Source organism: Streptantibioticus parmotrematis (assembly GCF_019890615.1).
GTDB classification, from domain to species: Bacteria; Actinomycetota; Actinomycetes; order Streptomycetales; family Streptomycetaceae; genus Streptantibioticus_D; species Streptantibioticus_D parmotrematis.
Genome location: NZ_JAINVZ010000005.1, coordinates 44,577 through 57,477 on the forward strand (window position 1 = coordinate 44,577; position 12,901 = coordinate 57,477).

Below are 12,901 nucleotides of genomic sequence, written 5' to 3' on the forward strand. Positions count from 1 at the left end.
GGGTTCGGCGCCCGCGGATCAGAGCATGTGGACCCGCTGGTAGATGGCGCTCGACGGCCGGGTCAGCAGGCCGGACGTGCCGAGGAAGTCCATCAGTGGCGCGGAGCCGGTGCGCATCATCGCGTGGTGGTGACGGTTGTTCCTCGCCGCCGCGACCGCCCGCCTGGTGTCCAGGCCCGCCGCCGCGTAGACGCCCTCGTTGACCAGGCTGGTGATGATGAAGTACGCCACGACCGCGATCGCCAGCGCGGAGGACCGCTTGCGCAACGTGCCCGCGTGGCGCACCCGTTCGCGGATCTCGGCGCGCGCGAACCGCATGTGCCGGGACTCCTCGACCACGTGGATCCGGCTCGTGGTGCGCACCAGGTCGAGCACGTTCGGCGCGCGCATCGCGTCGCGCTGCATGACGTCGAGGACCTCCTCGGCGACCAGGATGCCGCCGTACGCCACTTCGGCGTTGCCCACCGTCTTGAGGATGCGGGCGAGTTCGACCACCGGGCGCTTGGGGAAGTAGGCCGGAATGCCCATCTTCTGGCAGGCGCGGGCGAACATGATGGAGTGCCGGCACTCGTCGGCGATCTCGGTCAGCGCGAACTGGAACTCGGCCGTCGCGTAGTCGCGCACGTACTGGTCACGCAGGACCAGCTGCTGAAGGATCATCTCGAACCACACGCCGGTGCTCATGATCGAGGCCACCTCGTGCCGGGTGAGCGTGACCCGCTGCGCCTCGGTCATCTCCTGCCACAGCCGGGTGCCGTACAGCGTGCTCCACTCGGGATTCAGCCCGTAGGCGTCCTCCGGGAGCGGCGCGTCCCAGTCGACCTCGGTCGCCGGGTCGTAGCTGAGCATCGCCGAGGACTCCAGCAGCCGGCGCGAGACGTCCTCCGCCTCCCTGGGCGGGCGCCCCTGGTCCTGGCGCGCCGGGGAGCCGGCGGCCGCGGTCGGCCGGGGTGCGGGGGTGTGCGTGCTGTGACTCACGGCTCGATACCTCCCTTGCGGGGGTCGGTGAAGTTACAGGTACACCATGTACCCGTTAAAGCTGAGGGTAAAGCCACACCACCGCCCAGGCATAGCCCCCGGTGCCGGGGAATCCGGATCGGCGCCCGCCGATAGACTCGGCACATGCCCCCGAGACAGGCCCCGCAGCAGGTGGACGGACGCAAGACGCGCTGGGAGGGGCAGCACGAACGGCGCCGCACGGAGTTCGTGGACGCCGCGATCACCGCGATCGCCCGGTTCGGGCCCGAGGTGTCCACCCAGCAGATCGCCGACGAGGCCGGGGTGGCGCGCACTCGTCTGTACAAGCACTTCGCCGACGCGGGAGACCTGCAACGCGCGGTCGCCGCCCGGGCCGCCGAATCGGTCACCGCCGCGCTGCAACCCCTGTGGCGCCCGCGCGGCACGCCGATGGAGATGATCACGAACGCGGTCGGCGCCTACGTCGGCTGGCTGCGCGAGAACATCCACCTGTACCGCTACCTCAGCCGCCACACCGGCACGATGGACGCCGTCGCCGACATCAAGACCGCCATCGGGGCCCACCTGTCCGGGCTCTTCGCCGGCTATCTGACCGCCCTCGACGGCGATCCGCGCGCGGCCGAACCGCTGGGTTTCGGCATCGTGGGATTCGTGGACACCGCCAGCGTGCGCTGGGTCGACCACGCCGACGGGCTCGGCCACGAGGAACTCACCGCGCAACTCGCCCGGTGGATCTGGTGCGTCCTCGACGAGACGCTGCGCGCGAGCGGCCTGAGCCTCGACCCCCACCAGCCGCTCGATCTCGAACATCCCGCGGCGGCCACCGAACAGGCCACCAACTCGTAGGTGTCCGAGCCCTGTTGGGCAGCGCGAGAGGCCCGGAGCGGATCGCCTCGCGGCGGCCGCTCCGGGCCGGGGTGTTGCCGTCGTGCCGGGATCAGTGCACGCGTGTGGCGGCCGTCGTCCGTGCCGAAGCGGGCGCCTTCCGCGCCGACGCGGCCGTCGTCTGATACGGCGTCGCCGCGTGCTGGGCGGCGTAGAGCAGTGCGGGCTCCATCTTCGGCCAGAAGTAGCTGTCCTGGCACGAGTAGCGCGGGGTGAAGCCGTCGCAGCCGCGGTTGTCCACGTCACCGATCTCGATGGTGAAGCTGGCCAGCCCCAGTTTGTCGTACGTCCAGTCGTCGGTGCCGCCGGACGCGTCGTAGAGGATCTCGCCGGCCTGGCCGTACTGGAAGCCGGTGATCGATCCCATCTGCTGGGCCAGGGCGCGCAGCGCGGTGTCGTTGCCGGTGTGCACGGTGGAGTCGTACTCCCAGGGGAAGAGCACCATTCCGGCGTCGCTGTGGAGGGTGATCATCATGCCGCGCGCGGTGTCGGGCGCCGGGTCGGTGACGCCGGAGCCGGTGCGCACCGCCGGGTACAGCTCCCGGAACAGCTGCTCCAGCGCGGTGTTCTCCACCTCGGAGTCGGCCGAGGGACCGCCGTACTCCTCGTCGCACGGCTGGTCGGAGGTGCCGGAGGTGTCCCAGTGGGTGCCGGCGTTGCGGTTGAGGTCGACGCCGATCTGATTGTTCTCACCGGTGCCGCAGCCGGAGCCCTGGGCGTTGTCGGCGTTCTTACGTTGCAGCACCGGATGGTTGCCGCCGCGTGCCACCATGTCCACGCCGTCCGGGTTGGCGTCCGGCACCACCCACATCTCGGTGCTGTTCATCAGGTTCGTGATGGCCGGGTCCTTGCCGTACTGACTGGTGAGTTCGTCGATCCAGCGCCATGCCATCTCGCCGGTGGTGAGTTCGCGGGCGTGGATCTGGCTCATCAGGAAGAAGCGCGGCTTGGGCGAGTCGGGGTTCAGCCCGCAGTCGCCCTGGTTCATCTTGGTGACGCAGATGGCCTTGAGGTCCTCACCGCCGCGGCCGTGCTGCTTGAGCCAGGACTGCCCGTAGGTGACGACGGTGGCCAGGCCCGGGTACCGGGCGGCGACCTGGTCGAGGTGGGCGTACTGCGCGTCCACGGTGTGGTAGCCGCCGTCGAACGTGTCGTTGACACCGGTGCCGTGCGGTCGGGTCGCGAGCGGTACGGGCGCGGGCATCGTCTTGTCGACGGTGGGACCGAACCCCGCGAGCCGCAGCCTGACCCCGGTCGTCGCGTCGCCCATGACGAACAGGTCCGCGCCCTGCCGTCGTTCGAGCAGGTCGTAGCCTCCGGCGATCAGGGTTCTCGCGTCGTGTTCGAGGTCGTGGGTGTGGATCCGGTAGACGTAGTCGGTGGCGCGGGCGGTGCCGGAGGTGGGATCGGCCGCCGGGGGTGAGGCGTGGGCGGCGGTGACCGCCTGGGGTAACAGGGTGGCGGCGAGTGCGACGACCGCACCGGCGGCGATGCCCGCCAGGCGTGTGCGTGACATGGGACGACCTCCCAGTGGGGGATGGGTGCCGATCGATGCCGATGAACGTGGCACGGCCAATATGGCATGGGGGCGGCTTCGCGAAACAGGGCGGGCGACCGCGGGTGGCGCCGCTTTTCGGGCGTGCGCGGCCGTCTGCCCTGTTCGGTGTTGCGGGAAGACGCAATGGCGGCAACACGCCGCCGCGCGGCCTTCAGTTCATCGCGTCGCGCACACCTCAGTTCATCGCGTCGCGCACACCCTGGTACCAGCTCTGCGGGCCGCCGCTGCCCTGGGCGTTGAAGTACTCCCATCCCGCGACGCCCGCGAAATCGGAGTGTTCGGAGACCAGGGAGCGCAGGGTGGAGTCGAGCGTGCTCGGGTCCACGTACCCCGAGCAGTTGGCGGAGTTGGTCACCGTGCCCGCCACCACGCGGGAGGCGGCGAACCCGGCCGAGACCACGGCGTCGTAGTCCGAGGTGCCCGACAAGTCACCCCAGCCGCAGTAGAACTGGGCGTTGTACCAGCTGATGTCGGAGCCCACGTCCTGCTCCAGCGTGCGGTAGTCGAAGCCGCCGGAGAACGTGGAGCCGCCCGACAGATCGCTCGCCACCGGTGCCATGGCGATCACGAACGAGCTGCCGAAGTCGGTGCGCAACTGCCGGATGAGGTGCTCGGTGTCGGCGAGCGAGAAGGGCTCCTCGATGTCGAGGTCGACGCCGTCGAGGTGATAGGTGCGCAGGGTGTCCCTGAGCAGGCCGTAGTACGTGGTGAAGTCGTCGTGGAGGTTGGCGTACGTGCCCTGTGCGGCGCCGCCGAGCATCGCCTCGACGCGTACGCCCGACTTCTGGAGCGCGGCGAGGTCGGACCACATCCGGTCGAACTTCGCCGCCGACGGCGGATCGTCGTTGAGGTGGACCGTGCCGTCGCTGTCGAGGTGGAACGCGGCGAGGTCGATGTCGGTGGCGATGCCGCCGAGGGGCGACGGGGAGACGTAGGCGCCGTTGTCGTACTGGGTCTGGTAGTACGCGACGACGTGGCGGGCCGTGTCGGCCGGACGATGGTGGGCGGGGGAGGCGTGCGCGCTGCCGGTGGCGGCTGTCAGACAGGCCAGGAGGCAGGCCACCACCGCGACGAGGGCGGTCAGAGGGGCGCGTGCGGTGTGCGACATGAGCGATCCCTTCGGCGGGGGTCGGCTGGTCGTACCAGTGCCAGGAGGCTACGCCGCCCGTCACCGCCCGACAACGTTGTCGCACAAGGAAGTTGACGACACGTCATCGCCGCGGCGCGGCACCCGGCCCGGGGGAGGGGGCGGAGTGCCGCGCCGCGGCGACGACGGTGTGTGCTACGGCCGGTTTAGTACGGGCCGTTGACGTTGTCGATCGAGCCGTACACGTGGTACGCGTAGTTGCAGGCCGCGGTGATGTTGGCGACCGGGTCCGTCAGGTTCCACGACGTACCGGGGACGTGGTACGCGTTGAACGTGGGCTGGATGACCTGGAGCAGGCCCTCGGACGGGGTGCCCGCCGCGGCGTTGGAGTCCCAGTTGTTCACGGCGTTGGGGTTGCCGGACGACTCGCGCATGACGTTGCGGTAGATGCCGTCGTAGGAACCGGGGATGCCGTTCTGCTGCATGATCGCCAGCGCGTTGCGGATCCACCCGTCCAGGTTGTTCGGGTAGCTGACGGTCGAGGTGGTGTCGGCGACCGTGGTGGCGTTGATCGCGCCGGACTTCGCCGCGGTGGTCTTGGCGCTCGCGGAGAGCTTCAGCACCTCGCCCGGCTTGATCAGGTAGGGGCTGGCGATGTGGTTGGCACCGGCCAGGGTCTTCCAGCCGCCGGGGATGTGCTCGTGCCTGGCGATCGAGGCGAGGGTGTCACCCGCCTTGACCGTGTAGGTGGTCGGGGTGGGAGTCGCGGCTTCGGCCGTTCCGGTCCCGACCGCGCAGGTCAGGGCGACGGCACCGGCGGCGACGGCGGAGCCGACAGCGGCCAGGCGGGTCCTGGAGAGGCGGTTGAAGGCAGAAATGGACATGGAGCGGATCTCTTCCGGGGTTGGCTGACCGCAGTTGCCGGTTCCCTCGGCAAAAGAGCCCGCAATTCGTTTAGCGGGGCGCTGCGGCGGGGACATTCTTAGCCGCCGGAATTTCGCCAGACAATTGCCCTCATTACTAAGCCGACTAGTGGTGAGGGCATTTCCGTACCGCCGTTTGCGGCCGGAATCCCAGAGATGTCAAGGCCGGATAAGTCCACTAGAGCCCTTCGTAAGTGACGTGGGTCCTATGTCCGGCATCACATCCGAGAAGGGATGAAACGGACTAATGGGTGCGCGATGTTCGAGGTTCCGAAGGGTCGGCGAGGTGGAGAAAGGGTGCGGCCGATAATCCTGTTTAACGCTGTTTAACGGGTCAAATCGGGCATCTTGTCAGGGGTGGCGGCGGTGGCGCGCGGGCCGGCCGCCCGGGCGTCGGCCAGCAGCAGGCAGACCAGGACCGCGGTGGCGAGCGCAAGGGCCGCCCAGCCCGCTCCCCACAGCGCGACCGGACCCGCCGAGCAGACCGCCACCGCGCCCAGCAGGCGGCTCACCGGCCAGCCGCCGGACAGCGTGCGGCGGAAGCAGGCCAGGCCCAGGAGGTAGAGGGCGAGCCCGAGCGGGACGAACCAGGCGGCGAGCCCGTGCGACGACACGCCGAAGGAGTCGATCGCCTTCTGCATGCCGACGGAGGTGACGACCACGCCGAGGATCATCACGAGGTAGGCGTAGCCGAAGGAGTACAGCGCCGTCCGCGGGCGACGCTTCGGCCCGACCGCCTCCAGCAGCCGTTCGCTGTCGCGTTCCTCGCGGTCGAAGTACAGCCACCACATCGCGGCGCTCAGCGCCAGGGCGAGCAGGGAGCCGAGCAGCACCGGGGGCAGCCGGTCGGAGGAGGTGGCCGCGGACCCCACCTCCGCGATGGACTCGCCGAGCAGGATGATCACCGCGAGCCCGTGCCGTTCCACGAAGTGCCCCACGCCGACGGTGAACCCGCCGATGCCCGCGATGAAGGGGGACACCACCTGCAGCACGCAGGCCGCGGCCAGCAGCCAGACCCGCTCGCGCACGGGCCCCGCTCCCGCCGCCACCACGATCAGGGCGCTCGCCGCGTTGAGCGGCCCGAGCCGGGAGATCCCCAGCCGTCCGGAGGTGCCGAGGAAGCCGACGGTGTGGACCGTGACGACGACCAGGTAGGCCAGCGCCAGGACCAGGCCCCAGGGGCCGGGCTCGAACGCGCGCGGGACCGCGAGGGACATCACGAAGAACGCGGCCATGCCGGTGAGCAACAGCAGCCTGGGCCGGGTGCGTTCCAGGTCGAGGGAGTTGGTGAGCCAGGCGTAGCCCCCGTACATCCACCAGGTGATGGCGAGCAGCACCGTGACCCGGGCCAGGCCCTGACCGGTCGGACGCGCGGCGAGCGTCGAGGCGATCTGGGTGATCGCGAAGACGAAGACCAGGTCGAAGAAGAGCTCCAGGGGTCGCACGCTCTGCGCAGGGGCGGTCGGGCCCTGTGGTGGCGTCACGCCGGGATTCTGCCAAAGCGCGCGACGTACCGCCGCTGCCACGGGGTCTCGACGGCGCGGGAGGAGTAGTGGGACCGCACGTACGCCACCGCGTCGGCCGGTGGCACGCCGTCCAGGATCGCGAGGCAGGCCAGCGCGGTGCCGGTGCGGCCCTGTCCGCCGCCGCAGGCGACCTCCACACGGTCCGACGCGGCGCGGTCCCACGCCTCGCGCAACGCTTCCGAGGCCGCCGCGCGGTCGGAGGGCAACCGGAAATCCGGCCATCTGATCCAGCGGGACTCCCACGGCGCGGCGGGCGGCTCGTGCCCCAGGAGATACAGACCGAACGTCGGCGAAGGCCCTTCGGGCAGCGGTCGGCGCAGGCCCCGCCCGCGTACCAGCCGTCCGGACGGCAGCGGCAGTACGCCCGCAGCGGCGGGGTTCCAGAGCGTGGGCACGGGCTGAGCCTATCGAGTGTGCGGAGGGAAGTTGACGGAATTGCGGTGGGTGCGGGGGAGGCGGATGTGATGCGATGAGGCGGCTGGTGATCCGGTCGTTCATCCGATGAGAGGAATGTGGGGGTTGTCATGAACCTGGCCTCACGAGGTAGGTCCCTGCCGTTGATGGCGGCCGGCGTGCTGTGCGCCGCGCTGGGCCTGTTCCCGGCCGCGGAGGCCGGCGCCGCCGTGCCCGCGTCCGTGCCGCACGCGGGCGCCGACGCCGCGCATCCCGTACAGAACCCCTCGGCGGTCGTGGCGTCCTCCGCCGCCGACTCCGACCCGGTGTTCACCGCGCCGGTCAGCACCAGCCAGTGCCGCAAGCAGATCGCCCGCGGCTGCTACTCCCCTCTTCAGTACCGCACCGCCTACGACCTCGACCCCCTCTACAAGCAAGGGATCACCGGCCGGGGCCGGACCATCGTGATCGCCGACTCGTACGGCTCCCCGACCATCCAGCACGACCTGGACGTCTTCGACCACCAGTGGGGCCTGCCGAACACCACGGTCGACGTGGTCAAGTGGGGCGACGTGCCGAAGTTCGACCCCAAGAACGCCGACATGACCGGCTGGGCCGGTGAGACCACCCTCGACGTGGAGGCCGCCCACGCCGTCGCCCCCGGCGCCCGCATCGTGCTGGTGGAGACCGCGGTCTCCGAGACCGAGGGCGACGTCGGCGTGCCGGAGATGATGAGCGCGATCAACCACCTGGTCGATCGGGGCACCGGCGACGTCGTCTCGATGAGCTGGGCCACCAGCGAGGCCGAGTTCCCCGGCTTCAGCCAGGGCGACTACACCGCGCTGACCTCCCAGCGGTACGCGTTCGTCAACGCCGCCCGGCACGGCGTCACCCTGACCGCCAGCTCCGGCGACGGCGGCGGCGACGCGAAGCGCCTCGACGCGGCCTGGCCCGCCGGTGACCCGCTGGTCACCGCGATCGGCGGCACCGAACTGCACCTGAACGACCAGGGCAAGCGCACCGCCCCGGACAGTGCCTGGTCGGGCAGCGGCGGCGAGCGGTCCAAGGTCTTCGCCCGCCCCTCCTACCAGGATTCGGTCCGCAAGGTCGTCGGCACCCACCGCGGCACCCCCGACATCAGCATGGCCGCCTCCACCGACGGCGCGATGTGGATGTACTCCAGCTTCGACCCCGCCAACGTCGGCTGGACCGCGGACGGCGCGGGCACCAGTGAGGCGTCCCCGCTGTTCGCCGCCGTGGTCGCGCTCGCCGACCAGGCCGCTGGACACCGCCTCGGCCAGATCGACGACGACCTCTACCGGCTCCAGGGCCACGCCCACAGCGGACTGGTGGACGTCACCACCGGTCGCACCGGCACCGCGGGATTCCCCGCCACCCGCGGCTACGACCAGGCCACCGGTCTCGGCACGGTGGACGCGGCGGTCCTGGTGCACGCCCTGGCCCACCGCTCCTGACGGCCGGACCATGATCCGCCAACGCCCCACCCGCGCCGCCTCGTTGTGGCAGGGTGGGGCGTCGGCGGTCCCGGACGGACGAGGCCGCGAAGCCCAGGAGGGACACACGGTGGCAGCGACAGTGGCGGTGCTCGGCCCGGGCGGGGTCGGGGGATTGCTGGCGGGCCTGCTGGCCCGGGCCGGCAGGCGTGTGGTGTGCCTGGCCGGCGACGACACGGCCGGGGCGCTGCGCAAAGACGGCATCACCGTGCACAGCGCGGCGCACGGGGACTTCACCACGCCCGTCGAGGCGGACACCGTGCTGCGCGAGACACCGGACGTCGTCCTGGTCACCGTGAAGCAGACCGCCCTGGCGAGCGCGCTGGAGCGCGTCCCGCCCGCACTGGTGGGCCCGGGCACGGTGATCGTCCCGCTCCTGAACGGTGTCGAGCACATGGACGTGCTGCGCGAGCGCTACCCGGACGCCCACGTGGTCGGCGCGACGATCCGCGTGGAGTCGACCCGGACCGCCCCCGGCGTCATCGAGCACGGCACCCCCTTCACCGCGCTGCGGCTCGCCTGCGCCACGCCGGAGCCCGCCGCGCTGACGCAACTGGCCGAATCGTTGCGCGGCGCGGGCGCCGAAGTCGTCGTCGGCGGTGACGAGAAGGCCGCACTGTGGGACAAACTGGCCGTGCTCGCCCCGTTCGCCCTGCTCACCACGTACTTCGGCACGCCGGTCGGCGAGGTCCGCACCACTCACCGGCAGCGGATGCTCGGCGTCATCGAAGAGGTCACCGCGGTGGCCCGCGCGGCGGGGGCCACCGTCACCACCGACGCGGTCGTCACGTTCTTCGACACCGTGCCCGAGACCATGAAGTCCTCGATGCAGCGCGACGTCGAGGCGGCACGGGCCACCGAACTCGACGCGATCGGCGGCGCCGTGCTGCGCGCGGCCGAACGGCACGGCGTCCCGGTGCCCGACACCACCGCCCTGGTCGATCGGCTGCGGGGACACGGATGACCCGGCTGACCGCCGCCGTCGTCCAGGCCGGCTCCCACCTGTTCGACACCGCGCGCAGTCTCGCCAAGGCCCGCGAACTGATCCGGGAGGCGGCCGCCGCCGGAGCCCGGGTCGTCGTCCTGCCGGAGGCCTTCCTCGGCGGCTACCCCAAGGGCCTGGACTTCGGGGTTACCGTGGGCGCCCGCTCCGCGCCCGGCCGGGAGGAGTACCGGCGCTACTACGACGCCGCGATCGACGTGCCCGGCCCGCAAACGGCCGAACTCGGCGACCTCGCCGCCGAGTTGGGCATCCACCTGGTCGTCGGCGCCGTCGAACGCGGCGGTGCCACGCTGTACTGCACCGCGCTCTTCCTCGGCCCCGACGGCACCCTCCTGGGCAAGCACCGCAAGCTCATGCCGACCGGCGCGGAACGGCTGATCTGGGGCTTCGGCGACGGCTCCACCATGCCCTCGGTCGACACCGGCGACGTCCGCCTCGGCGCGGCGATCTGCTGGGAGAACTACATGCCGATGTTCCGCACCGCGATGTACGCCAAGGGCGTCGACCTGTGGTGCGCCCCCACGGTGGACGACCGCGCGGTGTGGCAGGCCACGATGACCCACGTGGCGCTGGAGGGCCGCTGCTTCGTGCTCAGCGCCTGCCAGTACCTGCTGCGCTCCGACCTGCCCGGCGACGTCCACCCCGTGCAGGGCGACGAGTCCGGCACGGTGCTGATCAACGGCGGCAGCGTCATCGTCTCACCGCTCGGCGAGGTACTGGCCGGGCCGCTGCGGGACGGCGAGGGCATCCTGACCGCCGAACTGGACCTGGCCGAACTCGCCCGCGCGCGCTTCGACTTCGACGCCACCGGCCACTACGCGCGGCCCGACGTCTTCAGCCTCCACGTGGACGACCGCGCCAAGCCCGCCGCCCGCCCGGCCGTGCCGTAGCCGATCGCAGGCGCACGTCGGCGGGGCCGCGCCGTTCACCACGGCACGGCCCCGCTCACTTCGCGGTCCCGGTCAGGCCGCCGCTTCCTCCGCGATGCGCTCCACCCGCGGGGAGGCCGCCTTCACGTAGTCCCCGGTGTCGAGGGACAGCGACAGGTGCAGCTCACCGGCGTTGAAGAACATCCGCGGGTGCTCCAGCAGCGCGGGGTCGACGACCAGTTCCAGCGCCGCCGGGTCGAACGAGAACGGCACGATGGAGCCGCTCACCGAGCCCGACAGCCGCTCGGCGGTCTCCTGCTCGACGAACGAGACGTGCTTGGCCTCCCACAACTCGCGGATCCGGCCCAGGTCGACCCTGCGGTCGCCGGGCACGACGGCCAGCACGTAGTGCGAGGTCTTCTTGGTCACCTTCACCCGCGTCACCACGCACTTGGCGGCCTGCGACAGCGCGTTGCCGCGCAACCGGCTGACCACGTCGGTGCGGCCCTCCGGCTCGTGCTCGATCACCTCGTACGTGGCGCCGTTGCGGTCCAGCAGCGCCACCAGCCGGTCGAAGACCCGGTCCGGTGCCGCCTCGTGCTCCGATGTCATCCCCACACCACCGCCCTTTCGAGTCCCTCGTCCAGGCCGAGGAAGAATCCCATGGTGAGCCGGTCCGAGCCGTGCACGCGCTCGATGGAGTGATAACGGGTGGGGTTTATCAGATACACGTCCCCGGTGCGCGGCTTGAATTCGTGGCACGCCACGCCTTCCACCACGGCCTCGTCGTAACCGAGGCCGCCGGGGATCTTGTGCACCTCGTCCACCGGCTTCCACTCCTTCTGGTACATGCGCAACTCGCCGCCCTCGTCGCACTCCTGGAGGCACACCACGCAGCTTAGTTGGAAGGCCTGGTCCGCGAGGACGATCCCGCTCCCGGCCGCGTCGCGCATGATGTTGTCGTTGTGCAGCGGATTGCGCACGCCGTCCGCGTGGATGCGCACCACCGAGGGGGAGTAGCGGCGCCCGTCCGGCTCGGCGGCCGGCTCCAGTGACCGCAGGGAGAACGCCTCCCGCAGCGCGCCGCGCACCTGGGCGTCGAGGTCGAAGTCCACCCCGGCGAGCATGGCCATGGCGGCCTCCGCGTCCGGGTAGTACTCCTCGACCCGGTCCAGGTACTTCGCCAGATAGGGGCCCACCGTGGTCAGCGCGCCGTTGACGTACTGCGTGGTGGAGGCGTTGGCCAGCAGCTTGCCGACCCGGTCGCGGTTGACCGCGAAGGCCTCGGCGGGCAGCAGGCCGCGCAGGACGACCACGGCGGTCTCGCCATGCGCCAGCCGGCTCAGGAGCGCGGGGTCGGGGCGGTTGACGGCCGCGTCGTCGACGACGACACGGGTCCACGTTTCGGCGGTCGCCATGGTGTTCTCCTTCACGAGAGTACGGGGTCGGTGGCGGGTGCGAGCGGGACGCGCAGCAGAAGACCGGGCTCCAGCGGCCGCCACTGCTCGGGCGGCGCCAGCGACGGCACCACCTCGGAGGCGACCACCCGGAACCGCTCGGTGGTGACGGTGTGCATGCGGAAGTAGCGCTGCGCGGCGGTGCCCGGGGTCGTCCAGTGGATGACGTAGGCGTGGTCCGGGCTGACCGCGATGGCGTTGCCCGAGCTGCCGCCCTGCGGAATGGCAGCGAGCAGGCGCAGAGTTGACGCCTCGTCAAGCTCCCGGGTGTCCCGCGGCACGATGTAGTCGAAGTACTCGCCGGAGTCGAACTCCGACTCCGCCATCCCCAGCAGCTGGTGGACGGTGGGCAGGAACCCGTTGTGCATGAAGTACCACGGGTACGCGCCGCCGCGCTCCAGCGGATGGGTGCAGCGCAGGCCCTGGTTGCGCGGCAGGGTGGCGTGCCGGGCGTGGACGGCGAGGAAGTCGGTCTCCACCCCCCTGATCGGGGAGTCCTCGGCACTTTCGCCCAGCGGGCGCACGTCGCGGTGGACGGCGAGGCCGTGCGGCGCGTCGTGCTGCCGCCACACCGCACCCCAGCCGTTGGGGTGGACGTTCGTCGGGCCGTCGTGGTCGGCGGTGCGGCCGCAGCTCATGTCGACGGCGGCGTCCAGGATGTCGCCCGCGTCGAAACGACCGGTGGCCAGGATCAGTCGGCACATGGGG

13 protein-coding genes are annotated in these 12,901 nt (G+C 71.1%); 4 read left to right on the top strand and 9 right to left on the bottom strand.

The features are described 5' to 3' along the window. Nucleotides 1-18 precede the first annotated feature (18 nt). Nucleotides 19-978 carry an AurF N-oxygenase family protein gene (locus K7472_RS09750; RefSeq protein WP_308013833.1) on the bottom strand — a complete coding sequence of 320 codons (960 nt, stop codon included), beginning with the start codon at nucleotides 976-978 and terminating at the stop codon, nucleotides 19-21. A gap of 144 nt (nucleotides 979-1,122) precedes the next feature. Here K7472_RS09750 and K7472_RS09755 point away from each other — a divergent pair, with 144 nt between their 5' ends. Continuing rightward, nucleotides 1,123-1,824: a TetR/AcrR family transcriptional regulator gene (locus tag K7472_RS09755; protein ID WP_222976237.1), complete on the top strand. Its 702-nt coding sequence runs from the start codon at nucleotides 1,123-1,125 to the stop codon at nucleotides 1,822-1,824. 91 nt (nucleotides 1,825-1,915) lie between these two features. Here K7472_RS09755 and K7472_RS09760 read toward each other — a convergent pair whose 3' ends face one another. The 5 genes from K7472_RS09760 to K7472_RS09780 all read right to left on the bottom strand — a co-directional run bounded on the left by K7472_RS09760 (nucleotide 1,916) and on the right by K7472_RS09780 (nucleotide 7,352). Next, nucleotides 1,916-3,379: a M14 family zinc carboxypeptidase gene (locus K7472_RS09760; RefSeq protein WP_222976239.1), complete on the bottom strand. Its 1,464-nt coding sequence runs from the start codon at nucleotides 3,377-3,379 to the stop codon at nucleotides 1,916-1,918. A 217-nt stretch (nucleotides 3,380-3,596) separates the two neighbouring features. Next, a complete protein-coding gene (locus K7472_RS09765; protein ID WP_222976241.1) occupies nucleotides 3,597-4,529 on the bottom strand; it encodes a glycosyl hydrolase family 18 protein in 933 nt (310 codons plus the stop codon). Between the two features lie 185 nt (nucleotides 4,530-4,714). Then, nucleotides 4,715-5,392: a transglycosylase SLT domain-containing protein gene (locus K7472_RS09770; RefSeq protein WP_222976243.1), complete on the bottom strand. Its 678-nt coding sequence runs from the start codon at nucleotides 5,390-5,392 to the stop codon at nucleotides 4,715-4,717. A gap of 365 nt (nucleotides 5,393-5,757) precedes the next feature. Then, complete coding sequence (locus tag K7472_RS09775) at nucleotides 5,758-6,915, bottom strand: low temperature requirement protein A (protein ID WP_222976245.1); 1,158 nt, start codon at nucleotides 6,913-6,915, stop codon at nucleotides 5,758-5,760. Beyond that, nucleotides 6,912-7,352, bottom strand: coding sequence for a protein-tyrosine phosphatase family protein (locus tag K7472_RS09780; RefSeq protein ID WP_222976247.1), 441 nt, complete (start codon nucleotides 7,350-7,352; stop codon nucleotides 6,912-6,914). The genes K7472_RS09775 and K7472_RS09780 overlap by 4 nt, the downstream gene beginning before the upstream one ends. A 129-nt stretch (nucleotides 7,353-7,481) precedes the next feature. Here K7472_RS09780 and K7472_RS09785 point away from each other — a divergent pair, with 129 nt between their 5' ends. The 3 genes from K7472_RS09785 (at nucleotide 7,482) to K7472_RS09795 (ending at nucleotide 10,757) form a co-directional block, all read left to right on the top strand. Continuing rightward, nucleotides 7,482-8,825: a S53 family peptidase gene (locus K7472_RS09785; RefSeq protein WP_252395370.1), complete on the top strand. Its 1,344-nt coding sequence runs from the start codon at nucleotides 7,482-7,484 to the stop codon at nucleotides 8,823-8,825. A gap of 109 nt (nucleotides 8,826-8,934) precedes the next feature. Then, nucleotides 8,935-9,828 carry a ketopantoate reductase family protein gene (locus K7472_RS09790; protein ID WP_308013834.1) on the top strand — a complete coding sequence of 298 codons (894 nt, stop codon included), beginning with the start codon at nucleotides 8,935-8,937 and terminating at the stop codon, nucleotides 9,826-9,828. Continuing rightward, entirely contained in the window at nucleotides 9,825-10,757 is a 933-nt protein-coding gene (locus K7472_RS09795) for a nitrilase-related carbon-nitrogen hydrolase (protein ID WP_222976251.1), read from the top strand. Before K7472_RS09790 ends, K7472_RS09795 begins: the two co-directional genes overlap by 4 nt. 72 nt (nucleotides 10,758-10,829) lie before the next feature. Here the strand turns inward: K7472_RS09795 and K7472_RS09800 are convergent, their stop codons facing one another. Genes K7472_RS09800 through K7472_RS09810 form a run of 3 tightly spaced genes read right to left on the bottom strand, consistent with a single transcriptional unit; the run spans nucleotide 10,830 to nucleotide 12,897 of the window. Beyond that, on the bottom strand, nucleotides 10,830-11,348 hold the full coding sequence (locus K7472_RS09800; protein ID WP_222976253.1) for a YbaK/EbsC family protein: 519 nt from the start codon (nucleotides 11,346-11,348) through the stop codon (nucleotides 10,830-10,832). After that, nucleotides 11,345-12,154, bottom strand: a complete 810-nt coding sequence (locus tag K7472_RS09805; RefSeq protein ID WP_222976255.1) for a 2OG-Fe(II)-dependent halogenase WelO5 family protein — start codon at nucleotides 12,152-12,154, stop codon at nucleotides 11,345-11,347. Before K7472_RS09805 ends, K7472_RS09800 begins: the two co-directional genes overlap by 4 nt. Before the next feature lie 11 nt (nucleotides 12,155-12,165). Further along, nucleotides 12,166-12,897 (bottom strand): class II glutamine amidotransferase, encoded by a 732-nt coding sequence (locus tag K7472_RS09810; protein ID WP_222976257.1) that lies wholly within the window; start codon nucleotides 12,895-12,897, stop codon nucleotides 12,166-12,168. Between the last annotated feature and the right edge of the window lie 4 nt (nucleotides 12,898-12,901).